We start from the raw sequence: 25,878 nt of genomic DNA, 5'->3' as shown, positions 1-25,878 counted from the left end.
CTCATGACCCACCCCCATCCGCCACAGGGCTACGATCTCATCGGCGACATCCACGGCTACGCCGATCCCCTGGTCCGACTGCTGGAGAAGCTCGACTACACCGAGCAGGACGGTGTCTGGCGGCACCCCACCCGCGAGGTCATCTTCCTCGGCGACTTCATCGACCGCGGACCCCATCAGCGGGCGGTCATCGACGTGGTACGGCCGATGATCGACTCGGGTGCGGCGCTGGCGGTCATGGGCAACCACGAGTTCAACGCGCTGGGTTTCCACACGCCGCACCCGGACACCGGCGAGCCGTTGCGGCCCTGGTCGAAAAAGAACCGGGACCAGCACGACGCCTTCATCAGCGCCTACGAAGGCCGCGAGGACGAGATGCGCGAGACGCTCGACTGGTTCCGCACGTTGCCGATGTGGCTGGACCTCGGCGCACTCAGGGTGATTCATGCCTGCTGGGACCCGCACCTGCTCTCGGAGGTGCGCGCGGAGGTGGGCGGGCAGCATCTCACAGAGGCGTTCCTGGTGGCCGGCAGCGAGCCGGGCACCTGGCAGCACGAGGCCATCGACTCGCTGCTGAAGGGCAAGGAGATCGACCTGCCGGACGGCAAGTCGGTGCGCGACAAGGGCGGCAATCAACGCCACCGCATCCGCGTGCGCTGGTGGGACTCGCACGCCACGACCTACCGGGAGGCGCACTTCGGGCCGGAATCCGTCGAGACCCACATCCCGGACGACCCCATCGAGGGCGACCACCTCGTCGAGTACTCCCACGACGACCCGCCCTGCTTCGTGGGCCACTACTGGCTGGAGGGCGAGCCCGCACCGCTGGCGCCAAACATCGCCTGCCTGGACTACAGCGTGGCGAAGGAAGGCGGCAAGCTGGTGGCCTACCGCTGGGACGACGGGGATGTGGAACTCAGCCGCGAGCGCTTCGTGTCCGTCGATCGCATGTAGGAGGGCCTGTAGGAGGGGCCTGTAGGAGGGGCTTTAGCCCCGATACATTGATCAATCGGGCCTGAAGGCCCTCCTACATGCTCCGGATCTCAGAAGCGCATGCGGACGGTCACGCCCACCGTGCGCGGGTAATTGGTGCGGAATGCGAGCCGCGCGCGGCCGCCGCGTTCCCGGTCGAAGGACAGGTCCGCGTTCTCGTCCGTCAGGTTATCGATGTAGAGGACCGCGTCCCAGGTCTCTTTAAGGATGCCGGCACGCAGATTCACGATCGTGTAGGCATCGAGCTCCAGATCGACGCTCGTCACCTCGTTACCGGTCGCGCCGCCGAAGGGCAGGCCGGAGACGAACTCGCCGGCGCCCGGAACCTGGTCGCCCGGCTGGGTGAACCGATCCCCCACGTGCTGGACGGTGGCCGAGACGTAGGCATCCGACTGGTTGCCGCCGAAGTTCAGCGGGAAGTAGTAGGTGCCGGTGGCGGCGAGCTGGAGCTCGGGTACGGAGGCGAGCCGGTTCCCGTCCTGGACGCCGCCCAGCACCGAGCCGGTGGCGTCCGTGACCGTCGACTTGAACTCCGAGTTGATGACGGAGCCGATGAGCGAGAACTCAAGCGCCTCCGTCAGCATGCCGCCGAGTTCGAACTCCACGCCGGTGCTTTCGGCCTCCGGCACGTTGAACGAGATGCGAGAGGAGCAGGACCCGGCGTCCAGCGTCACCTGCAGGTCCTCGATATCGGCGTAGAACGCCGCCGCGTTGAACGTGATGCCGTTGTCGAAACGCGACTTCAGACCGATCTCGTAGTTCCAGAGGGTCTCGTCGTCGTAGTCCTGGAATGCGCCGAATATCAGTTCGTCCTCGTCGGAACAGAGCGTGACGTTCAGCGGGTCATTGACGCCGCCGAGGCGGAAGCCCTGGGCGGCCTGTGCGTTGATGGTCAAGTTCTCGCTGACGTCGAAGCTGGCGAGGAAGCGGGGCGTGAAACCGTCCGAGGAAGTCTGGTCCTGGACGTTGGAATCACCCGCCGCGAACAGGCCGCCGGTGCTGATGGTGCGGTCCTCGTCGAAGTCGTACCAGCGCCCGCCGGCGGTGATGTTCAGGCGATCCGTGACGTCATACGATGCCTCGCCGAAGATTGCCGTCTGCTGGATGTCGTAGAACAGGTCGGAGTTGAACGGCGAGTCCAGATTCGGGAACCCGTTGGCGACGGCCGCGGACGTTCCGGCGCCGAGCGTGGCATCGGTGAAATCGGCATAGCCCGGCGTCGGCAGGCGCTGCATGTACTCGCGCTCGGTATCCGAGATGAACGCGCCGAGTACCCATTGCAGCGGCCCCGGTGCGACGGAGGTTACGCGCAGCTCGTGCGTCGTCTGTTTGAGGTCTGTCGTATCGCGGAGATTCGACGGCAGGGTGACCGCCTCGTCCGGATAGCCCAGATCCACCGAGACGCTGCCGGTCAGTGCGCTCGCATCCCGGCTCACCAGGATGTCGCGGTCCATGATGCTGCCCACGTAAGTGACTGCATAGTCGCCCACAGTCGCCTCGACCACGAGGTCCGACAGCAGTGTTTCGTCGGAGAACTCTTCCCTCAGCAACAGATACTGCTCCCGCTCGCCGAGCTGAATCGCCGGGCGGGTGGTGGTGTACGGGTTGGCGAACAGGTTGTAGACCTCCTGGCGGTTGAAGCCGTCGGTCTCGATCTCCTGGTAGACCACCCGGGGCGTGATCGTGAGGTTGTCGGTGGGTGTGAAGGTGAGTGCGACCCTGGCGCCGTTGCGCGAGCCGCTGTTCACGTCCTCGTCGACGCCGCCGCCTTCGCGCAGGGCGTCGATGAAGCCGCCGTACTGGGTGGTGTAGCCGACGGCGCGAATTGCGGCCCGGCCGTCGGCGAAGGGTGCGTTGATCATGCCCTTCAGATGACCGCCCACCTCGCCGTCCGTTACGGTATTCAGCTCCGCCTCCACCGAGCCCTCGAACTGGTCGAGCTGCGGCTGGTTCGTGATGTAGCGGATGGTGCCGCCGATGGACCCGGAACCGAACAGCGTACCCTGGGGGCCGCGCAGCGTTTCCACACGGTTGAGGTCATACAGGTCGAAATCCGGTGTGAACAGCGACAGCGAAATGACCGATTCGTCGAGATAGACCCCGACCTGTTCCTTCACGCCCGGCTGGTCGCGGACGATCTGGCCGGCGGACACGCCGCGGATGGCTACCTGGCTCTGGCCGGGGCCGAGATTCTGGATGGCCAGGCCCGCGATGCTGCGAGAGAGTTCCTCGAGATCGGTCGCACCGAGCCGCCGGATATCCTCCTGCGTCTGCACGTTGATGGAGAACGGTACGTCCTGGATGCGTGACTCACGCTTCGTCGCCGTGACGACGACCTCTTCGATGGTTTCCTGCTGGGCCTGTGCGGCGCCACCCGACAGAAGCGTCAGGGCGACGAAACCGGCCAGCAGATGCCGGCCACCAACCGTAGCGTATACGCAACATTTCATGACTTTCTCCCCCGATAAGTCGTGTACCTGCAATCTAGCAGGGTATATTGTTAAAGCCCACTACTTTTTCCTGTTGTAATAAAGCATCACGCGACCATGTCTGACGACCAGGCAGCAGACGGTATAGCGATCCGCACCGATCTTCGCTGCGGCGACCTTGGCCGCATCGTGGCGCTGCACGGCGAGATCTACGAACGCGAGGCGGAGGGTTACGGGCTGCGCTTCGAGGCCTTCGTGGCCAGGACCATCGCCGAATTCGTGCTGGACAACGCAGCCCGGGGCAGGGTCTGGCTGGCCGAGCAGGGCGCTCAGCTCGTCGGCTGCTGCGCCATCGCCCGTCGGGGAGAGGATGCCGGGCAGCTGCGATGGGTGCTCGCGCGGCCGGAAGTCCGCGGCGCGGGGCTCGGCCGGCGGCTGGTCGAGCAGGCCCTCGACTACTGCCGGCGGCAGGGCATGCGGCGCGTTTTCCTGCAGACCACCGACGGGCTGGAGGCCTCGCGGCGGCTATACGATTCGCTCGGTTTCCGCCTCGTGTCCGAGAGCCGCGAAGAACTCTGGGACGGGGAGGGCGTGCTGATCAGGATGGAGCTCGATCTTTGAGTGAGGCATCGGGGCTGAAGCCCCTCCTACGTTAGCTGGCCTCCGGGAGTGGCCGGGCCGGCGACGGCGGCGCTTCCTGCGGCTGGCGGTCGGTCAGGAACGGGATCAGCAGGATCGGCACGGCGACCAGCGCCGCATCCAGGTAGAACATCGCACTGTAGCCCCACGCATCCACCGCTACGCCCTGCCACGCATTCGAGTAGGAGATGGTCAGGTTCTGCAGCGCCATGAAGCCCGTGAACTGCGTGGCGGCGACGGCCGGGTTGGTGAGGCCCATGAAGATGGCCGCGCCCACGCCGTAATGCAGGCCCATGCAGAGATAGAAGGCGATGGCCACGGCGAAGTACTGGTTGATGGTGACGCCTTCGACGCCGGCGCCGCCGCCGAGGGCCACGGCGAGCCAGAGCGTGGGCAGCGTGGTCAGCGCGTAGAACAGCGCCAGCATCCTGCGCTTGCCGAGTTGGTCGGCGAGCCATCCGCCCACCACGCAGCCGGCGCCCGAGGTGATCATGGCGTAGATGTTCAGCGTCCCGATCTGGCTGTCGCTCATGCCGAGGTCCACCTGCAGCGCGGTGGACGCCGCGCCGGAGAGCGCCATGGCGCCGATCGGCGTCAGCGCGAAGACCACGCCGATCAGCGGGCCCTTGCCGGAGCGGAAGAGCCCGATGCCGAGTTCCCGCGCGAAACCCGTCACGGAATCGCGAAACGCCTGCCATACGCCGTGCAGCCGCGCCGCCACCGCTGCACCCGCGGCCGGATCCCGCACGAAGAAGACCACGAAGGTGAGCACCAGGCAGAGCAGCAGGGCGACGTAGAGGAAGGAGACATCGAAGCCGTACAGACCCGCGACGAACATGGCGCCGCCGCCGCCGAGACCCTGACCGATGTAGGCGCCGGCGAACATGAAACCGTTGCCCTGGGCGCGTTCCTCCTCGCGCAGGCTGCTTACCGCCAGCGAATCGATGGCCACGTCGCAGGTGGCGGCGAACACGTTGTGCACGATCACCATCGTGATCAGCAGGTCGAAGTGCTGCGTGTAGTCGAGCTGGGCGACGAAGTACAGCGTGACGATCATCAGCACCTGGCACAGCACGATCCACGCCTTGCGCCCGCCGAAGCGATTCAGCGTCACCAGGTCCACCAGCGGTGCCCAGGCCCACTTGAACGCCCAGGGCAGGTAGAACGACGCGACGAAGGCGCCGACCTGGGCCACGTCCAGGCCTGCCCGGCGCATGTAGGTGGCGATGGCGACGGCGGCGAACCCGAGCGGGATGCCCTCGCAGATGTAGAGGATGCCGAAGGTGGTCAGGCGACCCCTGCGGCTATCGAGCATGTTCTTCTTCGACAAGAGGCTTCCCCGCCTGAGCACGCCGCAGTGTACCCGTTTTTTGCGGCCGGGAAATGCCGGAACGCCGCCGCGGTGCTAAGCTCATCCGCAGGGCGGCCTCGAGGGGGCAGCATGGGGAAACATTGCATCCTCATCGATTACGAGAACGTGCAGCCGGACGATCTGGCGCCGCTGCACGGCCAGCCTGTGCGGGTCTTTCTCTTCGTGGGCGATCCGGAAGCGAGTCTGCCTTTCGACCTGGTCTCTTCCGTCCAGGCCCTGGGCGAGCGGGCGACCTACGTGCCCGTGACCGGCGACGGCCGTCGCGCCCTCGAACTCCACATCGCCTGCTACCTCGGCCGCATGGCCGAACGGGAACCGGAGGCACACCTGCACGTCGTCTCGCCCGACGAAGGTCTCGATGCCTTCATCACGCAGCTGCGAGCGGAGGGCATGTCCGTGCGCAGGGCGCGGAGTCTGGCGGAGCTGCCGTTCCTCGGTGCCACGACAGCGAGCTCCCGGGAGGAGCGAGTGGCGGAGGTGATCCGCAATCTCCATTCCCGCGGCCTCGCCCGGCCCCGGCGTCGCCGCACGCTCATGCGCCTGGTCCATTCCCATTTCGGCCGCGAAATCGACTTCGCCGAGGTGCAGGCGCTGGTGGAGGCGCTGGTAGAGCAGGGCTGCGTGCGCTTCGAGGGGGAGACGGTGCACTACGCGCGCCCGATCACGCGCCGCTGATGCAGGAGGGCCTTCAGGTCCGATTGATTAGTGAATCGGGGCTAAAGCCCCTCCCACAAAGAGCCCCTCCCACAAAGAGCCCTTCCTGAAAAGGCTCCTTCTTCGAGCGTGGGCTATCATTCGCCCGTGAGCCACCGACTGCATCCCGCGGCCCTTGCCGCCGCGATTCTCATCCTGACAGGCTGTGCCACCATGACCGGACCCGAACTGGAACTCACCGAGGCCGGCCGGCTGCCGCCGTGCCCGTCCACGCCGAACTGCGTCTCCAGTGATGCCGAGCCCTCGGACGGCACTCATCATATAGAGCCGCTGAAGATCGACGGTGACCCGGACGATGCCTGGCAGCGGCTGGTTGATTACGTGGAGAACGACTCCTCGTACACCATCGTCGATCAGCGCGACAACTACCTGCGTGCCGAGGCCCGCACGAAGATCCTGCGCTTCGTCGACGACGTCGTCTTCCACCTGCGGCCGGAGGAGCGAGTGATCGCCATGCGTTCGTCGTCGCGGCTCGGCTACTCCGACCTCGGCAAGAATCGACGGCGATTGGATGCGCTGCGAACGGCGCTCAGCTCAATCGAATGACGCGATGAACTCGCTCAACGCCGTGCTGCCCGTCGGGGTCATCAGGTAGACGAACGCGGCGATGTTCCCGAGGACGGTGAACCAGAAGACTATCCGGAATTCCGGCTTCCGTGTCTTGTGCCGGTATTGCTGCTGAGCCAAGAGTGCGCCGGGCCATCCGCCGACGAGCGCCAGCAGGTGTAGTGTGCTCTCAGGGACACGTCGCCCGCCCGCTCGAGCCGCCGCCTTGTCCAGCCAATAGACGAGATAGCTTGCAGTGCTGGCAGCCAGATAGGCGGTCGATACGATCCATGGCAAGCCCGTTGTGAAGACGGCGCCACCCGCAAAAGCCAGAAACCCGAGTGCGAGCGCAATTAGCAGCCGGCTGGTCTCCAGCCTCTTTCTGACCGGAAGCCGGTCGCCGGCTAGCGTTGCGCTTGTGGCGCGGGGCCTGCCCTGTTTGTCTTTGCTCAGCGCGTAGGAAACGATCGTGCCAGTTGCGGGCCGCCGGCTCAGGTTACGGAAAGCGGTTACATGCACGAAGACATCGGCACTTCCATCGATTGGTTTGATGAAGCCATATCCCTTGTCATCGTGCCACGACGTGATCGTTCCCTTGACCCGCACCGTTCTGCTCCCCGCCCGAACGGCGCCAGTCTACCCGATTCAGTAAACTGTACCCGAACTCGTGCAAGGTGCTTCCATGCTCAAGACCATAGCGGCGACACTCATTGTTCTTCCCCTCACCGCCGCCGCCCAGAGCGGCTACTTCGTCGACTGGGAAGCCGTCGGCGAGGAGTCCATCGGCTACCTCGTGGACCTGGTGCAGATCGAGTCGGTGAATCCGCCGGGCAACGAGACCGAGGTGGCGGAATATCTGGGCGAGGTGCTGCAGGAAGAGGGCATCGCATACGAGACGTACGCGCTGGATCCGGACCGCGCCAATCTCGTGACCCGCTACGAGGGCAACGGCACGAAAGCGCCGATACTGATCATGGGCCACACGGACGTGGTGGGCGTGCAGGCGGATAAGTGGGCGCAGCCGCCGTTCAGCGGCCTGCGCAAGGACGGCTACGTCTGGGGCCGCGGCACGCTGGACGACAAGGACAACGTGACGGCCGGGCTCATGGTCATCCTGCTGCTGAATCGTCTCGGCGTGGAGATGGACCGGGACGTCATCTTCCTGGCCGAGGCCGGCGAGGAGGGCACGCCGCAGTGGGGCATCACGTACATGATCGAGAACCACTGGGACAAGATCGCGGCGGAGTACGCGATCGCCGAGGGCGGCACCAACCGGCTGGAGGACGGCCAGGTGAAGGTGGTGGGTATCCAGACCACGGAGAAGATGCCGCGGCGGGCGAAGCTGGTGGCGCGGGGCACGGCCGGTCACGGCTCGATGCCGCGCACGGACAACGCCGTCACCATGCTGGCCGAGGCCGTAGCGAAGGCCGGCAACTGGGAGACGCCGATACGGCTGAACGAGACCACTCGCGCGTATTTCCGGCGCATGGCCGAGCTCACCGACGGCGAGACATCCTGGCGCTACGCCAACGTCGAAAATCCGGAGCACCAGACTGAGATCGACGCCTGGTTCCGGCAGAACGACCCTTATCATTACTCGGCTCTGCGCACCTCTGTCGTGCCGACCATCGTCGACGGCGGCTTCCGCCGCAACGTGATCCCGTCCGAGGCCGAGGCCATGCTCGACATCCGCATGCTGCCCGGCGAGGACGTAGACGGCTTCTATGACAAGCTCGCCGCGCTCATCGACAACCCGGCCATCGAGATCGTGCCCGAGGAGATCTACCGCCCGGAGGCGCCGCCGTCCGGCATCGACAACGAGATGTTCCAGGTGATCGAGGGCGTGGCTCAGCGGCTCTATCCCGGCTCGACCACGCTGCCGGTGATGGCCACCGGCGCCACGGATATGTCCCAGCTCAGGGCGAAGGGCGTGCAGGCCTACGGCATCGGCCCGGCACGCACGCTGGCCGAGATCAACAGCCGCTACGGCGCCCACAGCGACAACGAGCGCGTGGCCGAGGAGTCGCTGAAGGAGATGGTGCGCTTCCTTTGGGAGATCGTCATGGAGATCGGCGCCGCCGAGTGACCCGGCCGATGACCACCGACCCCCTACGCTTGATGACCACGCCGGCTCCGGACCTGACGCCGGAACAGGCCGCGGATCTGGTGCGCGAGCACTACGCCCTCCCAGGCAGCGCAACTCCGCTCGACAGCGAGCGGGATCGGAACTTCCGCTACACGGCGGACGACGGCCGCGAGTTCGTGCTGAAGGTCTCCAATGCCGCCGAATCGCCGGCCGTGCTCGACTTCCAGGCGCGGGCGCTGGACCACATCGCCCGCACCGCGCCGGACCTGCCCGTGCCGCGTATCGAGCCGGGACCCGACGGTGAGCTGCTGCAGTCGGTGGATCTGCCCGGCGGCCGCAGTCTGGTGCGCCTGGTGAGTTATCTGCCCGGCGTGCCGGTGGGCGACGTGTCCTCGACACCCGGACTCAGGCGCCATCTCGGCGCCACGCTGGCGGCGCTCGGCCGCGCCCTGCAGGGTTTCTTCCACGCCGCGGCGCGTCATCCCCTGCTGTGGGACGTCAACCAGACGGCGGCGGTGCGCGAACTCGCCGTACACATCGAAGAGCGCCGCGGCCGGGAACTGGCCGAGCGGGTCTTCGACCGGTATGCGTCACGGGGCGAGGCGGCGCTCGCGGCACTGCGTGCCCAGGTGATCCACAACGATTTCAACCCGGACAACGTACTGGTGAGTGCAGAGGATCCGGAGCGGGTGAGCGGCATCATCGATTTCGGCGACATGGTGCACGCACCGCTGGTGAACGATCTCGCCGTGCTGGCGGCCTACCAGGTCATCGGCCACGACGACGAGCTCGCCGTGCTCGCCGAGATCGCTGCCGCCTTCCACACGGTGCGGCCGCTGGAGCCGGCCGAGGTCGACATCCTGTTCCATCTCGTGCAGCTGCGGCTCGCCACCTCGGTGGCGATCTGCGCCTGGCGGGCCCGGGAGCACCCGGAAAACGTCGACTACATACTCGGCGGCCACGAGGCTTCCCTGCGCACGATGGAGCGGCTGGAGGCGATCGACGAACGGGAGGCGACGCGGGTACTGCGGCACGAGCTCGGGCTGCCTGCCGCCACGGAGCGGCGCGGCGGGAATGGCTATGGCGACGCCAGCCTGCGCGAGCGGCGCCGTGCCCTGCTCGGCCCCGGGCTCTCGCTCACTTACGACGAGCCGCTGCACATCGTCCGCGGCGAAGGAGTCTGGTTGTACGACGCATCGGGCCGCGCCTATCTCGATGCCTACAACAACGTCGCCTGCGTCGGCCATTGCCATCCGGCGGTGACGGAGGCGATAGCGCGCCAGTCACGCACGCTGAATACCAACACCCGTTATCTGCACGAGCACATCCTGGATTACGCGGAGCGTCTCGGCGCGCGGCTGCCCGGCGAACTCTCCGTCTGCTTCTTCGTCTGCACCGGAAGCGAGGCCAACGACCTGGCCTGGCAGATGGCCCAGGCGGTCACCGGCGGGGACGGCGCGATTGTCAGCCGCAATGCCTACCACGGCAACACCATGGCGGTGGCGGCGTTCTCGCCGGAAGAACTGCCGGAACGCCGGACGCCCGACCGGGTCGCGACCGTGCCGGCGCCGGACGTCTACAACGGGCCGTTCCGGGGTGAGGATGCGTCCGCGCGCTACGGCGCGACGCTGGACGAGGCGATCGCAGGGCTGGCCGATCGGGGCCATCGGCCGGCGGCCTTTTTCGTCGATACGATCTGGTCAAGCGACGGCATCTTCACAGCCCCGGCGGGGTATCTCGCCGATGCCTGGCAAAGGGTGCGCGCCGCGGGCGGCATCTGCGTGGCCGACGAGGTGCAGGCCGGATTCGCCCGCACCGGCGATCACTTCTGGGGCTTCGAGCTGCAGGGCGTGGTGCCGGACATCGTGACGCTCGGCAAACCGATGGGGAATGGTCATCCGCTGGCGGCGGTGATCACCACGCCGGAGATCGCCGGGCGCTTCGCCCGCGATTTCGAGTACTTCAATACCTTCGGCGGTAACCCCGTGTCCTGTGCGGCCGGGCTGGCGGTACTGGATGTGATCGAGCACGAGGCGCTGCAGGAGAACGCCCGCGTGACCGGCGGCTATCTGCGTGAGGCGCTGGTCGGGCTGCAGTCGCGGCACGAGGCCATCGGCGACGTGCGCGGGGCGGGGCTGTTCGCCGGTGTGGAGCTGGTGCGCGACCGGGAGACGCGGGAGCCGGCGCCGGCAATCGCTCGCGCCGTCATGAACGGCATGCGCCGCGAGGGCGTGCTCGTCGGCCGCACCGGCATCGCCGACAACGTGCTGAAGATACGCCCGCCGCTCGTCTTCTCCCGGCCGCACGCGGACCGCCTCGTCGAGGTGATGGACAGGGTGCTCGCCGGAGTCGGGTTCGAGACGGCGGCCGGATAGCCGTTACACTGGCCGTGTACTCATCGAAGAAACAGGAGGTTTCTGCATGGAAGACCATGTCTATAAACAGATCGACGTCACCGGCTCTTCGACTGTGGGCACCGACGACGCCATCTCGAAGGCGATCAAAAAGGCCGGCGAGTCCGTGAAACATATGGACTGGTTCAAGGTCACCGAGACGCGCGGCTACATCGAAGGCGATGCCGTCAAATACTGGCAGGTGACGGTGAAGATCGGATTCCGCATCGAGGACTGAATCACGTAGGAGGGCCTTCAGGCCCGATTCTTGATAATGAGTCGGGGCTAAAGCCCCTCCTACCGCCCCTCCTGCATTAATCTGAGCGCGTCACGCGCCAGAGGGTGCCAGGCTCGCCTTCCGCCAGGATGTAGATGGCGCCATCGGGCCCCGTGGCCACGTCGCGGATGCGCTCGCCTATCTCCCCGAACAGCACTTCTTCGGCGACGATCTCGCCGCCCTCGACGTCCAGACGGCGCACGTCCTTGTCGACCAGCGCACCCACGAACAGGTCGCCCCGCCACTCCGGGAACAGCATGCCTTCGTACACCGTCAGGCCGGACGGCGCGATGGACGGCGTCCACACGTGCAGCGGCTGGCGCATGCCTTCCATCTCGGTGAACGGCGAGACGTAGGCGCCGTTGTAGTCCAGCCCGTATGTGATCACCGGCCAGCCGTAGTTCACGCCGGGCTCGACGACGTTCACCTCGTCGCCGCCCTTCGGTCCGTGCTCGTGCAGCCAGACGGTGCCGTCGGACGCCACCGAGAGGCCCTGGGGATTGCGGTGGCCGTAGCTCCACACGTAAGGCGCCTCGGCGAAAGGATTGCCGTCCGCCGGCGAGCCGTCCGGGTTCATCCGGATCACCTTGCCCATCTGACTGCCGAGGTCCTGTGCCGCCTCCCGATAGTCGAAGCCGTCGCCGGTGGTGAGCAGCAGCGTGCCGTCGGGGTGCCAGGCCAGGCGGCCGCCGTAGTGCACCGGCGTGTCCTTGCGCGGTGCGACGCGGAAGATCACCTCGACGCCGGCGAGAGCGTCACCTTCCAGGCGCGCCCGCGCGACCGCGGTGGCGTTGGAGTCCGGCGGTCCCTCGGCATAGGAGAGATATAGCACGCGGCTGCTCGCGAAGTCCGGCGCGAGCAGCACGTCGAACAGTCCGCCCTGGCTCGCCCGGTAGACGGCCGGCACGCCGCCGACGGGATCGCCTATGCTGCCGTCGGCACTCACGCGCCGCAGCGTGCCGCCGAGTTCGGTGACCAGGAAGCCGCCCTCCGGCAGGAAGGCGATGCACCAGGGCATGTCGAGGCCGGTGGCAACCTGCTCCAGGCGGTAGTCGCGGTCATCCGGTTCCTGCGCCGCGGTGAGCGCCGGCGAGGCGATGAGGACGAGACAAAGGACGAGACGCTTGCACATGGCGGCTCCGCTGGAGGGCTGACGACTGTGCTAGCCTAGCACCGGTTCCGGCGCTGCTGTAGCGCGGGGGAGGGTGCAGGCCATGTGGCTCAGACGGATCGGATCTTTCGTGCTCGCCGTGGCGGTGACCTACCTGCTCGCCGTGATCTCCGCCAGCCAGCACGTCGCCGCGAGCCTGGAGGGCATGGGTGCGGAGGTCGGTTTCGGCACGCGGCTGGAGATGATCGTCCACGATCTCGGCGGCATGGCCACGTCGTTCCTGCCCATGCTGGTCATCGGATTCGTCATCGCCTTCGGCGTGGCGGCGCTGCTGCTGAAATGGCTGCCCCGTTATCGCTACCTGCTCTACACCCTGGCGGGCGCGGTGGCGATGGCCACCATCCATCTCGCCCTGCACGCCGCATTCGACATCACTCCGGTCGCTGTCGCCCGCAGCACCGGCGGCTTGCTCGTGCAGGCGCTCTGCGGAGCCGTGGGCGGCTACCTCTACGCCAGAACGACCGGATAGGAGGGGTAGGAGGGCATGTAGGAGGGGCTTTAGCCCCGAACCGAAAAATCGGGGCTAAAGCCCCTCCTACATGCCCTCCTGCAGCTATTGCAGCGCGATCTCGCCTTCGTCCCGCACCCGGATCGCCGGCGCGAAGCGGCCGACGTCGAGCTTCGCTTCCAGCGCATAGGAGAATTTATCGCGCGGGCTCGCCATCAGGTCCGTGACGAGGCGGATGCCGCCGAGGAGGTTCGGGGTCGCCACCAGCGTCACGTCCCCTTCGCCGTAGCCCTCGATCACGGGCAGGTCGTTGTCCACACCCTTCACGAGTTCCCGGCCTTCCAGGCTGACGGTATAGGCGAGGCCCTGCAGTTTCAGCGCCTCCCGGTTGGGATTCACGATGTGCAGCCCGATCTCGAAGCGGGGCACGGCGCCATCGCCGGGCAGCGGACGGAAGGAACTCACGGTCACGGTCGGCGTCTCGAAACCCGGCCGCAGACCCGTGCAGGCGCCCAGGCCGAGCGCCAGCGTCACCAGGGTCACAATGGCGATGGCGGGAAGGGATAGTCGCGTCACGGTGGCACTCCCGGCAGGCGCGGATACCCGCGCCCCATCCAGACTACGCCGCGTTGGCGGCAGCGTCGAGGTCGGCCCGCTTCTTCTCCCACGTAAACACGCGCATGGGCGGCACGTTCAGGATCTCGCGCTGGATCGTCGGGCGGCCCATCACCGGTCGGGTGTATTCGGCCACGCGGCCGCTGAACTGATAGGCGACGAAGCGCCCGCCCGGGTTCAGGGCGTCGTGGACCGCCGTGATGATCTCTGCCGAGAGCGTCTCCGGCATGGTGGAGAAGGGGATGCCGGAGACGACGACGTCTGCGCCGGCGTAGCCTCGCTCCGCCAGTACCTCGCCGATGGCGCTCGCGCAGCCGTGCACGAGTTCGAAGCGCTCGTCCTCGATGGCCTCCAGCCCGGGCACGAAGTCGGCGGTGCGCTCGATGGCGATCAGCCGGCCACGGCTGTCCATGGCCTCGAGCAATGCCCGGGTGGTGCCGCCGGTGCCGGCACCCAGTTCCACGACGACGCTGGCAGTCGCCAGATCCGCTGCCGCGACGATGCGGCGTTTCAGGAAGAGCGAACTCGGTACGACCGAGGCCACGACCATCGGGGATTTCATGAAGGCCTGGAAGAACCTCCAGGTCTCTTTGGGCATGCAGCGCTCCGTTCCGGCGGTGCACGCCGGGTTAAGTCACCCCTTCAGGCTTGCATCCCCGCCGCCTCGGGTCAAGCGGCCCGATGTGGGAGGGGCTTCAGCCCCGATCTGCCTCCACCTCGTTCAGCCGCCCGGTCTTCACGTCGTACACGAAACCCCGCACGGCATCCTTGTGGGGGACGAAGGGGCTGTTACGGATGCGGCGGATGGACTGCACGACGTCCTCCGCGGGATCGGGGAAGGCCTCCAGCGCGAAGTGGGGCCGCACACCGGTCTCCTCCTCGATCTCCGCCTTCACCGCATCGTCCTTGAACGTGAGCATGCCGCAGTCGGTGTGGTGGATCAGCACGATCTCCCGGGTGCCGAGCAGCCGCTGGGAGATGGCCAGCGAGCGGATCACGTCGTCGGTGACCACGCCGCCGGCGTTGCGGATCACGTGGGCATCGCCTTCCTCCAGCCCGAGCAGGCGCCCGGTCTCCAGCCGCGCATCCATGCAGGCGACCACCGCCACCTTCTTGCCCGGCGGCATGGGCTTGTCGCCCTTGTCGAAGGTCTCCGCGTAGCGTTCGTTTGCGGCAAGGAATTCCTCGGTTGCAGACATGATCTCTCTCCCGGCTGGTGGGTACAGGGTCCGGAAGGCTACCGGCCCGCGCCTCCGACGTGAAATAGAGCTTTGTTACCGCGGTATTCCATCCCGTTATATGGCCCGAAATGGCCGGACGATATGGCCGGATATGGCCGGACACGGCCGGTGCCGTCTCGTCGGAAACGGCGTATGCTCCGGACTGGTCGTCAGATCAGGGGGAGCGGTATGACCACCATCACCGAGATCGCCGCGGACGTGTTCCGCATCTCCACTTTCGTGCCCGAGGCCGGCATCCAGTTCAACCAGTTCCTCGTCCGCGACGATGAGCCGCTGCTCTATCACACGGGCATGCGGTCGCTCTTCCCGGCGGTGTACGAGGCGGTCGGCAAGGTGATCGACCCGGCGAGCCTGCGCTGGATCGGCTTCAGCCACTTCGAGCCGGACGAGTGCGGATCGCTGAACCGCTGGCTCGAGGCGGCGCCGGCTGCGGCCGCCGTGAGCAGCCACGTGGGCGCGATGGTCTTCCTGGGCGACTATGCGGAGCGGCCGCCGCGCATACTGGAAGACGGCGAGACCTTCGAGACCGGCGCGCGCCGGTTCCACTTCTGTGCGACACCTCACCTGCCACATGGCTGGGATGCCGCCATGCTGTTCGAGGAGACCGAGCGGGTGCTGTTGTGCTCGGATCTGCTGCACCAGCTCGGCGACGTAGAGGCGGCCACGGGCAACAGCGTCACGGAGCGCTTTCGCGAGACGCTGACCACCTACCAGCAGGGCCCGATGGCCGGTTACATGCCCTGGACGCCGGATACCGGCACGCACCTGGCACGGCTCGCCGCCCTGAACCCCCGGGTCTGCGCCACGATGCACGGCGCCGCCTACGAGGGCGATGGCGCGCAGGCGATGACCGACGTGGGGGAGGTGATGCGGGAGGTCTACGGGCCGGTCTGACCGGCCCGTCCGGTCAGGGCCGGAGTCTGTCCGGCCGGGCAGCCGGCTCCGGCGCATCATTCAGGTGGTAGGCGTCGGCCACGTAGCCCGGCCCTTTCATCACGAAGATGATGAAGCACGCGATGGAGACGGTGAGCGCCGCCGTCCAGAAGGTCACGACCAGCGCGATCGCAAAAATGTCCACGCTGGCGACGCGCTTCGCCACGTCGAATCCGGTGTCGCCGGCGAGCCAGAGCCGGACCAGGCCGGAGAGGACGAACGGCGCGGCGGTGCCGAGCAGGAAGATCCGCGGCATGCGCCGCAGGATGTCCAGCTCGATGCCGGGCGGCTCACGCCGGTCGTGCAGTCTGTTGAACAGGCCGTCCATTTGAACAGATTAGCACCGAGCCCGTCCGGGCGGCAGCGGGCTTCAGCTCCTGTCGAGGTTCGTCCGCATAGCGGCCGGGCCGGTCGGAAAGTGCAATTTCTGCAAGGTTCTGCGCAGGCCTTGCCACGGACAGCCGGGCGCGGCGTGTCCGCGGGCCTGCGGCCCGGCAGGTTGCGGCTGGCATGTTCCCTGCATCCTCCGGGGGGACGAAGCTGAAGAGAGTCGCCGGCCCGGCACGGTCGGCGGGACAGATATGACCATACACCTTGCTTTCCAGCCCCTTGTGGCACTGCTCGCGGGCATCCTGATCCTGGTGGTGCCGCGGCTGTTGAACTACGTCGTGGCCGGCTACCTCATTCTGGTGGGCGTCGCCGGTCTGATGGGCGTATAGGCCCGGATGTAAACGTCATGTCGGCGGACTCCGGCTTACCCATCCCACCGATGGAGGTGGCGTGGTCGCAGGTGGTATTCCACCTGGGGCAGCTCGCGATCGCATGGGTGCTGTCGCTGCCGGTCGCGTGGGACCGGGAGCGCGAGAGCCGCGGCGCCGGACTGAGGACTTTCCCGCTGGTGGCCGTGGCCGCCTGCGGCTACACCCTGGTGGGCATTTCGGTGCTCACGTCCACCGAGGCGGAGTCGCGGATACTGCAGGGACTGATCACCGGTATCGGTTTCATCGGCGGCGGCGCCATCCTGAAGAGCGGCGGCAACGTCAGCGGCACCGCCACCGCCGCGAGCATCTGGAACACGGGCCTGATCGGCATGGCCGTCGCGTTCAGCCGCTACGAGATCGCGATGGTCATGGCCCTGGTCAACTTCGTGACGCTGCGTTACGTGCAGCGACTGAAGCAGGACCCGACCCGGAGCGGCGACGGGTCCTGACAGGGCCTGCGCCCCTTCGGCCCACCGCCCGGCAGGAGCGCCGGCCGTGGTGCCCCCGCCGGTCGGTCCGGTCTATCAGCTCCCGTCGGGCAGCCGGATCGGCTTCGCCCGGTAGACGCGCGGGCTGTCGCATTCCAGCGCACCGGGGAAGATCTGCTGGGCCTTCTGCCAGCCGCCCTCGTTGGCGTAGACGTCCCAGTCCTTGCCGAAGGCCGCGTAGTCGCGGTAGCCGGTCACCCATTTGAAGTCGTAGTCGGAGTCCACCGGCTCGCCGTAGGCCGGGAAGAAGACCCAGTGCGGCGAGTCGCCGCCGGCAGAGGTCTCGTACTCGATCCATTCCCGGACCGCCCCCAGGCCCACTTCCATATTGGCACTACGCTCCACTTCGCAGTCGGCGAAGGTCAGGAGGGGCGCTTTCGGCGGCTCGCCGGTGGCCTCTCTCATCGGCATGACGGCATAGTTCATGTGCGCTGCGCAGGTCACCACATCGTTGAATGCGCGCTGCAGCTCGCCGCCCTGCGTGTGCCAGATATCGAGGCTCTTGCCCATCGCCGCGCCGCTCGGCCATCCGCCGAGCCAGCCGACGTCCCAGCCGGCGTGATCGCCGCTGACGAAGTCGGGCATGAGCAGCCAGGCCTGGTAGCCGGAGTCGTCGTTGTCGTCCATGAATCCGTTCCAGCGGGCGATGACCTTCTCCAGGTCGCCCATGTCCTTGCCCTCGTTGAAGGTGCAGGGAAAGAACTCGGCGGGCCTTATCTCCGGTGGACCGTCCTGCGCCGACGCGGGCCCGCCGAGAAGCAACAGCGAGCCGGCCACGAACAGTGCCGTGAGTTGTGTCTTCATGATGTATCCCCCTGGTTCTTTTTTGACTGTCGGTTGTTTGTCGTTATTGGTATGGATGCGACGCTCGCATCCGCAACCATATTACCCCGGAATTAGACCGCGCGCTCAGGAAGTTTCCCGGGAAGTTCGCTCTCGAAAACCGCTCGGGAAATTCGCCCGGGGCCGGGGCGGGCACGCCGGTCAGGGGGTGTGTCCAAGGGTCCGCCGGGGCTGCAGCCAGATGGTGTCCTGCGGGAAGTCGACCGTAATTAGGAACTGCCGGAGTATGGGGACGCCGATGTTGACGTCAGCAGCCGTCGGCGTGGGATCGATGGCGACGGCCACGCCCTCGAAGGTCACGCCGGCGACGCGGAGGCGGTCCACGACGATGAGATCACGTTCCAGCTCGCCGCCGATGCCGCCGCCCGCTTTCGTGCCGACGACCGGGTGCGCCTCGAGCAGACCCGAGGCGACGGCGTAATCCCGGCCGACGAGGACCGCGTTGCCGTTGCCGAGGTCGAAGTCGGCAGCCGTCGGCGGCAGGTCGTCGATGCTGACCGGCAGTTGCCGTATGCCGCGGTTCTCGGTGAGAGGCAGGGTGATACCCGGCGGCGGGGAAGACCTCGGTACGCGTTCGAAGCGCCGGCCCGCGATGTCCACCAGGTAGCGGCCCGAGTCGAAGATCTCCCGGCCCATCACCACGTGCACCGGTTCGCCGACGAGCCGGGCCGAGATGTCCGTCAGATCCAGCACGGCGACGGTCACGGCGTCCGCGGCGAAGCCGGGTGCCCGGACGGAGACATTTTCCGCGAAGCGGATGGACTGGCTGCCGCCCGTTCCTTTCGCCACGTGCTCGCCCGCGTACGTCAGTCCGAGGCGATCGGCGAAATGCGCATCGATCAGAGTCATCTCGGCGCCGGAATCCAGCAGGGCCTCGGTCTCGATGCCGTTGATGGTCACCGGTATGAAAAGCCGCTCGCCGGTGACGCGGAGCGGTTCAGCCGGCGGGGTTGCGCAGGCAGCGAGTACGGCGGCCAGCAGCAGGGGCCAGAGCCTGGTAACGGCGACGGACGCGCGCATGGTTTCGGTTCCGGGATCGGGTCCGCAAATCTAGCACAGCCGCCGAAGAAAGCCGGCGGGCCCTTCCCTGGACCCGCCGGCAGGCATGCGCCCCGGGGGCGGGGGCGCCTGAGGTGCCTGTGGTCAGCGACCGCGGCCGCCGGCGCGGCTGGCGGCGCGCGCGTTGCCTCTCAGCCCGTCGCGCGAGCGGGTCTCGATGCGCCGCTCGGCACGGATGCGCTCGATGCTGCGTGCCTCGGATCCGGTTCGCGCGGCTTCGGCCGCCTGGTGCTCCTGCTTCTGTGCCCGGGTGTTCTCGCGCACGCGGTCGCCGCCATCGCCGGCTTCGGCGGCCTTGCGGTCGGCAGCCTTCTCGCGGGCGGCCGCGCCCGGTTGCGTCTCGTCGCCTTCCGAGGCATAGCGGTTGACTGAGTCGGCGCCGTTACCCTTCCGCACGAAGTCGCGGAACGTCTCGTTGTCGCCCATCGTCTCGATGCGGCTGTTGTGGATGTCGTTCGGCATGTTGGCCGTGCCTTCGCCCCATTTGCTGTTATGGTCCGCCAGCGCCGGTCCCCAAAGGGAGACGAGGGCGCCCAGAACCGTGATCCCCAACCATTCCTGTCGCATGGTGCTGCTCCTGCAGATGCTGTTGACGTAATCCATCAACGCGCGGGCGGCGCTTCGGTTGACAGGTAGGAGGGCCTTCAGGCCCGATCCGAATTGCCGCCCGGGGCTCGGGACCGGGGGCCCCGGGCGGGGTCGGCCCGGCCGGGATCGGGGCTGAAGCCCCTCCTACATGTAGAATCCGGCGTCGTGCCATCCGGGAGTTCGTCCATGATCCGATCGCTGCTGATGCTGGCCGCGGGGCTCGTCATTGCCGCCTGCGGCAACGAGACCAATACCGATAAAATTGCCGATGCCGGGCCCGGCGATGACGTGGCGGCCTACGAGCAGGCCATGGACGCCCAGCGCGGGCTGATCGCCGAGATCACCGGCGTGCTGGAGGGGGTCACCGACGAGGAGTCGGCCGCGGCCGCGGCGCCCAGGATCGAGGAACTGAGCGGCGAGTTGCAGCGCCTGGCCACCCGCATCAATGCGATGCCTCAGCTCCCCTACGCCGAACAGCGGCGCATCACGCAGGAGCGGGCCGGCAGTGCCGCCGCGCGCCGGGCCGCCGGCAAGCAGATGCTGAAGATCGAGCAATATCCGGTGCTGAAGGAAGCCTGGTCCCGCGGCATGAGGGGGGCGGGGGATTGAGCCGCCCGGGCGTGGCGGGCGACGCGGGCGAGGATCGGTGACGACCGCCCCGGAGGATGCAGAGGGGAGGCCCGTCGCGCAGACCCGGCGGCTCACGTTGCGCTGCCTGCGGGAGGACGATGCCGAATTCCTGCTCCGCCTCGTGAACGAGGAGGCGTTCCGCACCCACATCGGCGACAAGCAGCTGACCACGGTCGAGGACGCCCGGCGCTTCATCCTGGAGGGCGCATGGACCTGCCAGCCGAAGCCGGGCTATGGGCAGTTCTTCGTGGGCAGGCGGGAGAGCGGGGAGGCGCTGGGGGTCTGCGGCCTGTTGTACCGGGAGGAACTCGACGTCACGGACGTCGGCTTTGCCTTTCTGCCGGAGGCGCGGGGGCGGGGCTATGCCGTGGAGGCGGCCCGGGCCGTGCTGGAATACGGACGCGGCCTCGGCGTCGCCGACATCGTGGCGCTGGTCTCGCCGGACAACGCCGCGTCCATCCGCGTGCTGGAGAAGCTGGGGTTCGGCCTCAGGCAGAGGCTGCGGCTGGGGGGGCGGGAGACGCTGGTGTGGGGGGTGCTGTTGGAGGGGGGCGCGGGTCGGGCCTGAAGGCCCTCCTACGCGGGATCGCTGCTGCTCCTGAAACGCCGCTGCAACCACGGTCGGATACGCAGGAATCTCCGGTAGAGCCGTTCGAGCAGCCACAGCACCGGGCGGAATCGCGCCAGCACGCCGAGCGGGCGCAGCAGCGGGATGGCCCGCCACATGGCAGCGAAGGCCGCCGCGCCGGAGACGATGGGCCGGCCGTCCTCCTGCGCGTGGAAGCGCTCGAGGAGCGTGGAGCGATCGAGCGGGCAGCCGCCGCCGTCCTGGATGGCGACGAAGCGGATGGCGCCACGGCGGTCGAGCCGCCGCATCAGCCCGATCTCGCGCAGGCACAAGGGACACTCGCTGTCGTACCAGACGGTGACGTCGGCATGGGCGGTGGCGGTGCTCATGGCGGGATATTCGGACCGGCGGCCGCAGCCGATGCAGCTCGGGCTCAGCCTTCGGCCGCGTTCGTGAGCTGCAGCAGATGAGCGAAGGAGGGGACCACGAGTCCGTCCTGGCGCCCGTCCAGGTAACGTTCGTTCTGCGTCGCCGGCGTCAGGTGCTCCGTCACGCTCCAGCCGGCGTCCATGGCCAGGCTCTCGATCTCGTCCGGGTCGAAGAAGCTCAGCATCGGTTCCTGCTGCAGGGCGACGGCCAGCCGCGTACCCCACAGCAGCAGATTGCCGGCGGCGGTGGGCGGATGCGCGCTCCAGTAGTCGAAGACGATGCGGGAGCCGGGCGCGGTGCAGGCCGCGAGCGTCGCCAGCGTGTTCCGTATCGCGTCGCGGCTGAGGTAGTAGGTGGCGCCCAGCCAGGAGACGAAGTCGGCGTCCGCGCGGACGGGCCACACGTCACCCAGCTGCACCGTCTCGAAATCCACCGGCAGGAGTTCGAGTTCCGGCGGCAGCTCCATGCCCCGGTTGCGCAGCAGATCCTGCTTCCACCGCTGGGTGGCGGGGTGGTCGATCTCCAGCACCCCGATCGCTGGTGGCGGCTGCCGCAGGGCGAAGGTATCGAGGCCGGCAGCAAGTATGACGTAGCGCTCCGCGCCGTCGGCGCGTGCCTCGGCGAGGGCGTCTTCGGCGTAGCGGCAGCGGACGACGACCTGGGAGCGCAAGGCCGTAAAGGCGTCGGCCTGGCGCACGTAGTAGCTGCGCCAGAATCGGGACAGCCGGCCGAGGCGGCGGATGTAGCGCTGCTGATAGGCGGGCAGCAGCCGTTCGGCGACGGCGTCGTCGAGGACGGCCGGCGCATCGTCGATGCGCCGGTGCACTGCGCGGGCGAAGGCGGTACCGAAGGCGGTGCGGCTCGGCGCGTCGTCCAAGTGTCAGGCGTCGTCCATGTTGACGATGATGAAGACGATGGCGCAGCAGAGGAAGTACTGCAGCGCGCCGTCCAGGGATTGCGCGCCGAGCTGGGTCTGCCACATCTGGAACCACGACCCGCCGATGGACAGGAAGAAGCCGAACCACACGATCATGCCGATACCGGCGCCCATCAGCGCCCAGGTCTTCGCGCCGTTGAACGCGGCTGCCGGTGCGCTGCGGTTCGCCCACAGGTCCCATGCGCCCTTCAGTGCCACCACACCCGCGGCGAGTTCGCCGGCGATGATGACGGCGAGCGCCAGGCCCGAGAGGACCGGACTCGTCACCGGCGGTCCCAGCGACGAGGCGTAGTACTCGTGGTTGGCCATCGCCAGGACGGCGGCGACCACCTGGTGCGCGGCCTCCAGATTGACGATGTTCTGCAGGCCATAGAAAAGGGCCAGCAGGCCCAGAAACACGATCAGGACGATCTTCAGGTAACGGATCGGCATGGCGGTGCTCCCCCCAAGAGACACGGCGCCAGTCTACCCAATCCCGCCCGTCATCGCAGATATTCGGGTCGCCCGCGCCGCCGGCCGGGCCTAGTGTCGGCCGCCTTCGCAACCGAACCGGGGAGGAGGTCATGGACACGAACCATGGGAGGAAGGACGCCGGCGCAGGGTCGGTGACAGCGGCTCTCGTCGTATTGCTGCTGATGAGCACGGACGTGGCCGCCGGGGCGCCCGCTGAAGTAGTCGCCGGACCACTGGCTGAACGGATCGTCGAATCCTCCGCCGGGCGGATCGGTACAGAGCGTTCGGGCTACCGGCGGCTCGAGGACGGCGAGGAGCATCGGCTGCCGCTGCACGAGCTGTTGCGCCGCGGCGAGGCCGCATTCATGGCACGCTGGACGCCCGCGGAAGGCGCCGGACGGCCGCTCAGCGACGGTACCGGCGGCCCGCTCGCGGATGCCACCGCACCGCTGGTCTTTCCCCGCAGCTTCAATCGCGTGTCGGGGCGGGACGCCAACAGCTGCGCCGGCTGCCACAACGTGCCGGCGGGTCGGCCCGGCGGCGGCGGCGATTTCGTCACCGGCGTGTTCGTGGCCGCCCAGCGTTTCGACTTCGCCAGCTTCGACGTGGACGACACGGTGCCGCTGAAGGGCTCGCGGGACGAGACGGGTGCCTTCACCACGCTGCAGAGCATCGGCAATTTCCGTGCGACGCCCGGCATGTACGGCTCCGGATACATCGAGATGCTCGCTCGCCAGATGACCGCCGAGCTGCAGACCATCCGGGATGCCACGCCGCCCGGCGGTGCGCTCGAACTGGAGACGAAGGGCGTGTCTTTCGGCGTGATCCGCCGTGAGGCGGACGGCGCCTGGGATGTTTCAGCGGTGGAGGGCCTGCCGCCGCAGAGCCTGGCGAGCGCGGGCGCCGAAGACCCGCCGAGCCTGGTCATCCATCCGTTCCACCAGTCCGGCAGCGCGGTCTCCATCCGCCAGTTCACCAGCAATGCGTTCAATCATCATCACGGCATGCAGGCGGCGGAGCGCTTCGGCGACGGCGTCGATGGCGACGGCGACGGGATCGCCGACGAGCTGACCCGCGCCGACATCACCGCGGCGACCCTGTTCCAGGCGACGCTGCCGCCGCCGCGCCAGGTGCTGCCCCGCGGCCGGGAGGCCCGGCGGGCCGTGCGTCGGGGCGGGCAGTTGTTCCGGCGCATCGGCTGCGCCGACTGCCACGTGCCCGCCCTGCCGCTGGTGGACGAGGGCTGGGTGTATACGGAGCCGAACCCCTACAACCCGCCCGGCAATCTGCAGCCCGGCGACACGCCTCCGCTGCGCGTGGATCTCACCCGGGACGACCTGCCCGGCCGGCGGCTCGAGCCGCGCGACGGCGTCGTGTGGGTGCCCGCTTTCACGGACCTGAAGCTGCACGACATCACGGCCGGACCGGAGGCCCCCGGCGGCGAAGCCATCGACATCAATCACCCGGCAGGCTCGCCGGCGTTCTTCGCCGGCAACCGGCGGTTCCTGACGAAGCGGCTGTGGGGCGCGGCCAGCGAGCCGCCGTATTTCCATCACGGCCGCTACACCACGCTGCGGGAGGCGACGCTGGCCCACGACGGGGAGGCACGCGCGTCGCGGCAGGCCTACCAGGCGCTGCCGGAGCACGAGCGGGATGCGGTGATCGAATTCCTGAAGTCACTGCAGGTGACGGTGGCCGACGAGCGGCATCGTCGCGATCGCCCTCACAGGGCCTCGCGGCACTGACGTCGCCGGTGCCGTCGATGAGTGCGTATACTGCCCCGGGCCGGAAACCGCTTCGGGGGGAGCATGGAATACATCGGTCTCATCGGCAGCGTCGCGCTGCTCATCTGGCTGGCCTTGCGAGGCATCAACATCGTCTTCGCGGCGCTGCTCTGCTCGGTGGTGGTCATCGCCACCAACCAGCTGCCGGTCGCCGCGGGACTGACCGAGTATTTCTCGTTCGGACCGCTGGGCGCTTTCACCTTCGCGGGGCGGTTCTTTCTGCTGTTCGCCGCCGGCGCCATGTTCGGGAGGGTCATGGGCGAGAGCCACGCGGCCGCCAGCATCGCGCTGGCGCTGGTGGAGCGACTCGGCGCGCACCGGGCGCTGTGGATCACGGTGCTGGCCTGCGCCCTCCTGACCTACGGCGGCGTGGTCGTCTTCGTCGTGATCTTTGCGATGTATCCGCTCGGGCTGAAGCTGCTGCAGCAGGCGGACATCCCGAAACGTCTGTTCTGCGGCGCGCTGGCGCTCGGGGCCGGCACCTTCACGCTGACGGCGCTGCCGGGTACACCGTCGATCCACAACGTGATCTCGGCGGCGGCGCTGGAGACCACCCTGTTCGCAGGCGGCTGGTACGGGCTGGGCGGAGGCGCCCTGATGTTCGCCGGGGGCATGTGGTATCTGGAGCGCCAGCGCCGCATCGCCGCCGCCAACGGCGAGCATTTCCAGCCGGCGCCGAACGACCCGGTCTCGACGGCCAGCGCCGACGACCCCGGCTATCCGCACTGGCTGCCCGCGGCGCTGCCTCTGGCGCTGGTCCTGGGTACGATCGTGGCGCCGAGGCTCATCATCATGTCCCTGGACGAGGCCACGCTGGCGCAGCCCGGGTGGTTCTTCTCGTTGCTGCGCTTCGCCGACGGCCAGCCTATCGTCTGGCCCAGCATCGCGCTGCTGTCGGGCACACTGCTCGCGGTGCTGATGTTCCCGATGGTGCGCGGCAGGGCGCTGGAGGTGGTGGGCCACGGCACGCAGGACTCGATCATGCCGCTGATCAACACCGCGGCGGTCATCGGCTTCGGCGGCGTCGTGACGCAGACGGCGGGCTTCGAGCAGTTCACCCGCCTGATGCTGGAGTCGGGCCTGCCGCCGCTCGTCTCCATGTTCGGGTCCGTCAGCCTGGTGGCGGGCATCACGGGATCGGCCTCCGGCGGCCTGCAGATATTCATGCAGACCATGGCGCCGGCCTATCTGGAGATGGGTATCGAACCCGGCACCCTGCATCGCCTGGCCACCATGGCCAGCGGCGGCTTCGACTCGCTGCCCCACTGCGGCGCGGTGGTCGCCATGCTCACCATCACCGGCCTGACCCATAAGGAAGCCTACCGCGACGTGGGCATCATCACGGTGGTGATCCCGGTGCTGGCGACGCTCGTGATGATCGCCGTCGCCGCGATTACGATGTAGGAGGGCCTTCAGGCCCGACCCGGCATCGGGTTCTTTGCGCGGTCCGGACCGGTCGGGCCTGAAGGCCTTCCTACACG

At 67.8% G+C, this 25,878-nt stretch carries 29 protein-coding genes; 15 read left to right on the top strand and 14 right to left on the bottom strand.

Annotation, left to right across the window (positions count from 1 at the left end; all coding sequences use genetic code 11):
• The first annotated feature begins 3 nt into the window (after nt 1-3).
• Complete coding sequence (locus tag ACJMKZ_RS06995) at nt 4-954, top strand: metallophosphoesterase (protein ID WP_405232471.1); 951 nt, start codon at nt 4-6, stop codon at nt 952-954.
• An 89-nt stretch (nt 955-1,043) separates the two neighbouring features.
• Here the strand turns inward: ACJMKZ_RS06995 and ACJMKZ_RS06990 are convergent, their stop codons facing one another.
• Nucleotides 1,044-3,443, bottom strand: a complete 2,400-nt coding sequence (locus ACJMKZ_RS06990) for a TonB-dependent receptor (protein WP_405232470.1) — start codon at nt 3,441-3,443, stop codon at nt 1,044-1,046.
• 96 nt (nt 3,444-3,539) lie between these two features.
• On the opposite strand from ACJMKZ_RS06990, the gene ACJMKZ_RS06985 reads away from it, so the two are divergent.
• Nucleotides 3,540-4,043, top strand: a complete 504-nt coding sequence (locus ACJMKZ_RS06985; protein ID WP_405232469.1) for a GNAT family N-acetyltransferase — start codon at nt 3,540-3,542, stop codon at nt 4,041-4,043.
• Between the two features lie 31 nt (nt 4,044-4,074).
• Here the strand turns inward: ACJMKZ_RS06985 and ACJMKZ_RS06980 are convergent, their stop codons facing one another.
• On the bottom strand, nt 4,075-5,391 hold the full coding sequence (locus ACJMKZ_RS06980; RefSeq protein ID WP_405232468.1) for an MFS transporter: 1,317 nt from the start codon (nt 5,389-5,391) through the stop codon (nt 4,075-4,077).
• Between the two features lie 111 nt (nt 5,392-5,502).
• Here ACJMKZ_RS06980 and ACJMKZ_RS06975 point away from each other — a divergent pair, with 111 nt between their 5' ends.
• Nucleotides 5,503-6,108, top strand: coding sequence for a PIN domain-containing protein (locus tag ACJMKZ_RS06975; RefSeq protein WP_405232467.1), 606 nt, complete (start codon nt 5,503-5,505; stop codon nt 6,106-6,108).
• Nucleotides 6,109-6,300: 192 nt separating this feature from the next.
• Nucleotides 6,301-6,693 (top strand): DUF1499 domain-containing protein, encoded by a 393-nt coding sequence (locus tag ACJMKZ_RS06970; RefSeq protein ID WP_405232466.1) that lies wholly within the window; start codon nt 6,301-6,303, stop codon nt 6,691-6,693.
• On the opposite strand, the gene ACJMKZ_RS06965 is transcribed toward ACJMKZ_RS06970, so the two are convergent.
• Nucleotides 6,682-7,299 carry a DUF1294 domain-containing protein gene (locus ACJMKZ_RS06965; RefSeq protein WP_405232465.1) on the bottom strand — a complete coding sequence of 206 codons (618 nt, stop codon included), beginning with the start codon at nt 7,297-7,299 and terminating at the stop codon, nt 6,682-6,684. The genes ACJMKZ_RS06970 and ACJMKZ_RS06965 overlap by 12 nt on opposite strands.
• A 76-nt stretch (nt 7,300-7,375) precedes the next feature.
• On the opposite strand from ACJMKZ_RS06965, the gene ACJMKZ_RS06960 reads away from it, so the two are divergent.
• The 3 genes from ACJMKZ_RS06960 to ACJMKZ_RS06950 are packed head-to-tail and all read left to right on the top strand — an operon-like array spanning nt 7,376 to nt 11,410.
• Complete coding sequence (locus tag ACJMKZ_RS06960; RefSeq protein ID WP_405232464.1) at nt 7,376-8,779, top strand: M20/M25/M40 family metallo-hydrolase; 1,404 nt, start codon at nt 7,376-7,378, stop codon at nt 8,777-8,779.
• Nucleotides 8,780-8,787: 8 nt separating this feature from the next.
• Nucleotides 8,788-11,154: an aminotransferase class III-fold pyridoxal phosphate-dependent enzyme gene (locus ACJMKZ_RS06955; RefSeq protein ID WP_405232463.1), complete on the top strand. Its 2,367-nt coding sequence runs from the start codon at nt 8,788-8,790 to the stop codon at nt 11,152-11,154.
• Between the two features lie 46 nt (nt 11,155-11,200).
• The gene (locus ACJMKZ_RS06950; RefSeq protein ID WP_405232462.1) at nt 11,201-11,410 is read left to right on the top strand and encodes a dodecin; all 210 of its coding nucleotides are present in this window, start codon (nt 11,201-11,203) and stop codon (nt 11,408-11,410) included.
• A 76-nt stretch (nt 11,411-11,486) separates the two neighbouring features.
• Here the strand turns inward: ACJMKZ_RS06950 and ACJMKZ_RS06945 are convergent, their stop codons facing one another.
• The gene (locus tag ACJMKZ_RS06945) at nt 11,487-12,581 is read right to left on the bottom strand and encodes a PQQ-dependent sugar dehydrogenase (RefSeq protein WP_405232461.1); all 1,095 of its coding nucleotides are present in this window, start codon (nt 12,579-12,581) and stop codon (nt 11,487-11,489) included.
• Between the two features lie 82 nt (nt 12,582-12,663).
• Here ACJMKZ_RS06945 and ACJMKZ_RS06940 point away from each other — a divergent pair, with 82 nt between their 5' ends.
• Nucleotides 12,664-13,089 (top strand): hypothetical protein, encoded by a 426-nt coding sequence (locus tag ACJMKZ_RS06940; protein ID WP_405232460.1) that lies wholly within the window; start codon nt 12,664-12,666, stop codon nt 13,087-13,089.
• 84 nt (nt 13,090-13,173) lie between these two features.
• On the opposite strand, the gene ACJMKZ_RS06935 is transcribed toward ACJMKZ_RS06940, so the two are convergent.
• The 3 genes from ACJMKZ_RS06935 to ACJMKZ_RS06925 form a co-directional block, all read right to left on the bottom strand.
• The gene (locus ACJMKZ_RS06935; protein WP_405232459.1) at nt 13,174-13,644 is read right to left on the bottom strand and encodes an LEA type 2 family protein; all 471 of its coding nucleotides are present in this window, start codon (nt 13,642-13,644) and stop codon (nt 13,174-13,176) included.
• A 43-nt stretch (nt 13,645-13,687) separates the two neighbouring features.
• A complete protein-coding gene (locus ACJMKZ_RS06930) occupies nt 13,688-14,281 on the bottom strand; it encodes a class I SAM-dependent methyltransferase (RefSeq protein ID WP_405232458.1) in 594 nt (197 codons plus the stop codon).
• Nucleotides 14,282-14,378: 97 nt separating this feature from the next.
• Nucleotides 14,379-14,882, bottom strand: a complete 504-nt coding sequence (locus ACJMKZ_RS06925) for a beta-class carbonic anhydrase (RefSeq protein WP_405232457.1) — start codon at nt 14,880-14,882, stop codon at nt 14,379-14,381.
• Between the two features lie 210 nt (nt 14,883-15,092).
• On the opposite strand from ACJMKZ_RS06925, the gene ACJMKZ_RS06920 reads away from it, so the two are divergent.
• Nucleotides 15,093-15,818, top strand: coding sequence for an oxygen-binding di-iron domain-containing protein (locus tag ACJMKZ_RS06920; protein ID WP_405232456.1), 726 nt, complete (start codon nt 15,093-15,095; stop codon nt 15,816-15,818).
• Nucleotides 15,819-15,831: 13 nt separating this feature from the next.
• Here the strand turns inward: ACJMKZ_RS06920 and ACJMKZ_RS06915 are convergent, their stop codons facing one another.
• The gene (locus tag ACJMKZ_RS06915) at nt 15,832-16,185 is read right to left on the bottom strand and encodes a hypothetical protein (RefSeq protein ID WP_405232455.1); all 354 of its coding nucleotides are present in this window, start codon (nt 16,183-16,185) and stop codon (nt 15,832-15,834) included.
• Between the two features lie 253 nt (nt 16,186-16,438).
• Between ACJMKZ_RS06915 and ACJMKZ_RS06910 the strand changes: the two genes are divergently transcribed.
• Both ACJMKZ_RS06910 and ACJMKZ_RS06905 read left to right on the top strand, forming a co-directional pair.
• On the top strand, nt 16,439-16,576 hold the full coding sequence (locus ACJMKZ_RS06910) for a DUF3096 domain-containing protein (RefSeq protein WP_405232454.1): 138 nt from the start codon (nt 16,439-16,441) through the stop codon (nt 16,574-16,576).
• 50 nt (nt 16,577-16,626) lie between these two features.
• Entirely contained in the window at nt 16,627-17,067 is a 441-nt protein-coding gene (locus tag ACJMKZ_RS06905; protein ID WP_405233149.1) for an MgtC/SapB family protein, read from the top strand.
• Nucleotides 17,068-17,142: 75 nt separating this feature from the next.
• On the opposite strand, the gene ACJMKZ_RS06900 is transcribed toward ACJMKZ_RS06905, so the two are convergent.
• The 3 genes from ACJMKZ_RS06900 to ACJMKZ_RS06890 form a co-directional block, all read right to left on the bottom strand.
• Nucleotides 17,143-17,910 (bottom strand): hypothetical protein, encoded by a 768-nt coding sequence (locus ACJMKZ_RS06900; RefSeq protein ID WP_405232453.1) that lies wholly within the window; start codon nt 17,908-17,910, stop codon nt 17,143-17,145.
• Nucleotides 17,911-18,090: 180 nt separating this feature from the next.
• The gene (locus tag ACJMKZ_RS06895) at nt 18,091-18,969 is read right to left on the bottom strand and encodes a retropepsin-like aspartic protease (RefSeq protein WP_405232452.1); all 879 of its coding nucleotides are present in this window, start codon (nt 18,967-18,969) and stop codon (nt 18,091-18,093) included.
• A 123-nt stretch (nt 18,970-19,092) separates the two neighbouring features.
• Nucleotides 19,093-19,575, bottom strand: coding sequence for a hypothetical protein (locus ACJMKZ_RS06890; RefSeq protein ID WP_405232451.1), 483 nt, complete (start codon nt 19,573-19,575; stop codon nt 19,093-19,095).
• 207 nt (nt 19,576-19,782) lie between these two features.
• Between ACJMKZ_RS06890 and ACJMKZ_RS06885 the strand changes: the two genes are divergently transcribed.
• Nucleotides 19,783-20,205 (top strand): hypothetical protein, encoded by a 423-nt coding sequence (locus ACJMKZ_RS06885; protein ID WP_405232450.1) that lies wholly within the window; start codon nt 19,783-19,785, stop codon nt 20,203-20,205.
• A 37-nt stretch (nt 20,206-20,242) separates the two neighbouring features.
• Nucleotides 20,243-20,794 carry a GNAT family N-acetyltransferase gene (locus ACJMKZ_RS06880; protein WP_405232449.1) on the top strand — a complete coding sequence of 184 codons (552 nt, stop codon included), beginning with the start codon at nt 20,243-20,245 and terminating at the stop codon, nt 20,792-20,794.
• An 8-nt stretch (nt 20,795-20,802) separates the two neighbouring features.
• Here the strand turns inward: ACJMKZ_RS06880 and ACJMKZ_RS06875 are convergent, their stop codons facing one another.
• Genes ACJMKZ_RS06875 through ACJMKZ_RS06865 form a run of 3 tightly spaced genes read right to left on the bottom strand, consistent with a single transcriptional unit; the run spans nt 20,803 to nt 22,592 of the window.
• Nucleotides 20,803-21,183 (bottom strand): thiol-disulfide oxidoreductase DCC family protein, encoded by a 381-nt coding sequence (locus tag ACJMKZ_RS06875; RefSeq protein WP_405232448.1) that lies wholly within the window; start codon nt 21,181-21,183, stop codon nt 20,803-20,805.
• A gap of 44 nt (nt 21,184-21,227) precedes the next feature.
• Nucleotides 21,228-22,100 carry a class I SAM-dependent methyltransferase gene (locus ACJMKZ_RS06870; protein ID WP_405232447.1) on the bottom strand — a complete coding sequence of 291 codons (873 nt, stop codon included), beginning with the start codon at nt 22,098-22,100 and terminating at the stop codon, nt 21,228-21,230.
• 3 nt (nt 22,101-22,103) lie between these two features.
• The gene (locus ACJMKZ_RS06865; protein ID WP_405232446.1) at nt 22,104-22,592 is read right to left on the bottom strand and encodes a DUF2165 family protein; all 489 of its coding nucleotides are present in this window, start codon (nt 22,590-22,592) and stop codon (nt 22,104-22,106) included.
• Between the two features lie 131 nt (nt 22,593-22,723).
• Here ACJMKZ_RS06865 and ACJMKZ_RS06860 point away from each other — a divergent pair, with 131 nt between their 5' ends.
• Nucleotides 22,724-24,358: a di-heme oxidoredictase family protein gene (locus tag ACJMKZ_RS06860; RefSeq protein WP_405232445.1), complete on the top strand. Its 1,635-nt coding sequence runs from the start codon at nt 22,724-22,726 to the stop codon at nt 24,356-24,358.
• Between the two features lie 63 nt (nt 24,359-24,421).
• Nucleotides 24,422-25,801 carry a GntP family permease gene (locus tag ACJMKZ_RS06855; RefSeq protein ID WP_405232444.1) on the top strand — a complete coding sequence of 460 codons (1,380 nt, stop codon included), beginning with the start codon at nt 24,422-24,424 and terminating at the stop codon, nt 25,799-25,801.
• The last annotated feature ends 77 nt before the right edge of the window (nt 25,802-25,878 follow it).

It is taken from the genome of Lentisalinibacter salinarum, from assembly GCF_040706555.1.
GTDB lineage: Bacteria > Pseudomonadota > Gammaproteobacteria > Steroidobacterales > Woeseiaceae > Lentisalinibacter > Lentisalinibacter salinarum.
The sequence above is the reverse complement of the archived record's forward strand: the minus strand, read 5'-3'. Positions and strand labels throughout refer to the sequence as shown.

Excerpts from the sequence above, each read along its gene's own strand:
- ACJMKZ_RS06940 (WP_405232460.1), top strand. The coding sequence starts at position 12,664 with ATGTGGCTCAGACGGATCGGATCTTTCGTGCTCGCCGTGGCGGTGACC.
- ACJMKZ_RS06995 (WP_405232471.1), top strand. The coding sequence starts at position 4 with ATGACCCACCCCCATCCGCCACAGGGCTACGATCTCATCGGCGACATC.
- ACJMKZ_RS06900 (WP_405232453.1), bottom strand. The coding sequence starts at position 17,910 with ATGAAGACACAACTCACGGCACTGTTCGTGGCCGGCTCGCTGTTGCTT.
- ACJMKZ_RS06985 (WP_405232469.1), top strand. The coding sequence starts at position 3,540 with ATGTCTGACGACCAGGCAGCAGACGGTATAGCGATCCGCACCGATCTT.
- ACJMKZ_RS06955 (WP_405232463.1), top strand. The coding sequence starts at position 8,788 with ATGACCACCGACCCCCTACGCTTGATGACCACGCCGGCTCCGGACCTG.
- ACJMKZ_RS06890 (WP_405232451.1), bottom strand. The coding sequence starts at position 19,575 with ATGCGACAGGAATGGTTGGGGATCACGGTTCTGGGCGCCCTCGTCTCC.
- ACJMKZ_RS06905 (WP_405233149.1), top strand. The coding sequence starts at position 16,627 with ATGGAGGTGGCGTGGTCGCAGGTGGTATTCCACCTGGGGCAGCTCGCG.
- ACJMKZ_RS06865 (WP_405232446.1), bottom strand. The coding sequence starts at position 22,592 with ATGCCGATCCGTTACCTGAAGATCGTCCTGATCGTGTTTCTGGGCCTG.
- ACJMKZ_RS06875 (WP_405232448.1), bottom strand. The coding sequence starts at position 21,183 with ATGAGCACCGCCACCGCCCATGCCGACGTCACCGTCTGGTACGACAGC.
- ACJMKZ_RS06990 (WP_405232470.1), bottom strand. The coding sequence starts at position 3,443 with ATGAAATGTTGCGTATACGCTACGGTTGGTGGCCGGCATCTGCTGGCC.
- ACJMKZ_RS06960 (WP_405232464.1), top strand. The coding sequence starts at position 7,376 with ATGCTCAAGACCATAGCGGCGACACTCATTGTTCTTCCCCTCACCGCC.
- ACJMKZ_RS06925 (WP_405232457.1), bottom strand. The coding sequence starts at position 14,882 with ATGTCTGCAACCGAGGAATTCCTTGCCGCAAACGAACGCTACGCGGAG.
- ACJMKZ_RS06950 (WP_405232462.1), top strand. The coding sequence starts at position 11,201 with ATGGAAGACCATGTCTATAAACAGATCGACGTCACCGGCTCTTCGACT.
- ACJMKZ_RS06860 (WP_405232445.1), top strand. The coding sequence starts at position 22,724 with ATGGACACGAACCATGGGAGGAAGGACGCCGGCGCAGGGTCGGTGACA.
- ACJMKZ_RS06910 (WP_405232454.1), top strand. The coding sequence starts at position 16,439 with ATGACCATACACCTTGCTTTCCAGCCCCTTGTGGCACTGCTCGCGGGC.
- ACJMKZ_RS06945 (WP_405232461.1), bottom strand. The coding sequence starts at position 12,581 with ATGTGCAAGCGTCTCGTCCTTTGTCTCGTCCTCATCGCCTCGCCGGCG.
- ACJMKZ_RS06855 (WP_405232444.1), top strand. The coding sequence starts at position 24,422 with ATGGAATACATCGGTCTCATCGGCAGCGTCGCGCTGCTCATCTGGCTG.
- ACJMKZ_RS06970 (WP_405232466.1), top strand. The coding sequence starts at position 6,301 with ATGACCGGACCCGAACTGGAACTCACCGAGGCCGGCCGGCTGCCGCCG.
- ACJMKZ_RS06920 (WP_405232456.1), top strand. The coding sequence starts at position 15,093 with ATGACCACCATCACCGAGATCGCCGCGGACGTGTTCCGCATCTCCACT.
- ACJMKZ_RS06885 (WP_405232450.1), top strand. The coding sequence starts at position 19,783 with ATGATCCGATCGCTGCTGATGCTGGCCGCGGGGCTCGTCATTGCCGCC.
- ACJMKZ_RS06930 (WP_405232458.1), bottom strand. The coding sequence starts at position 14,281 with ATGCCCAAAGAGACCTGGAGGTTCTTCCAGGCCTTCATGAAATCCCCG.
- ACJMKZ_RS06915 (WP_405232455.1), bottom strand. The coding sequence starts at position 16,185 with ATGGACGGCCTGTTCAACAGACTGCACGACCGGCGTGAGCCGCCCGGC.
- ACJMKZ_RS06975 (WP_405232467.1), top strand. The coding sequence starts at position 5,503 with ATGGGGAAACATTGCATCCTCATCGATTACGAGAACGTGCAGCCGGAC.
- ACJMKZ_RS06895 (WP_405232452.1), bottom strand. The coding sequence starts at position 18,969 with ATGCGCGCGTCCGTCGCCGTTACCAGGCTCTGGCCCCTGCTGCTGGCC.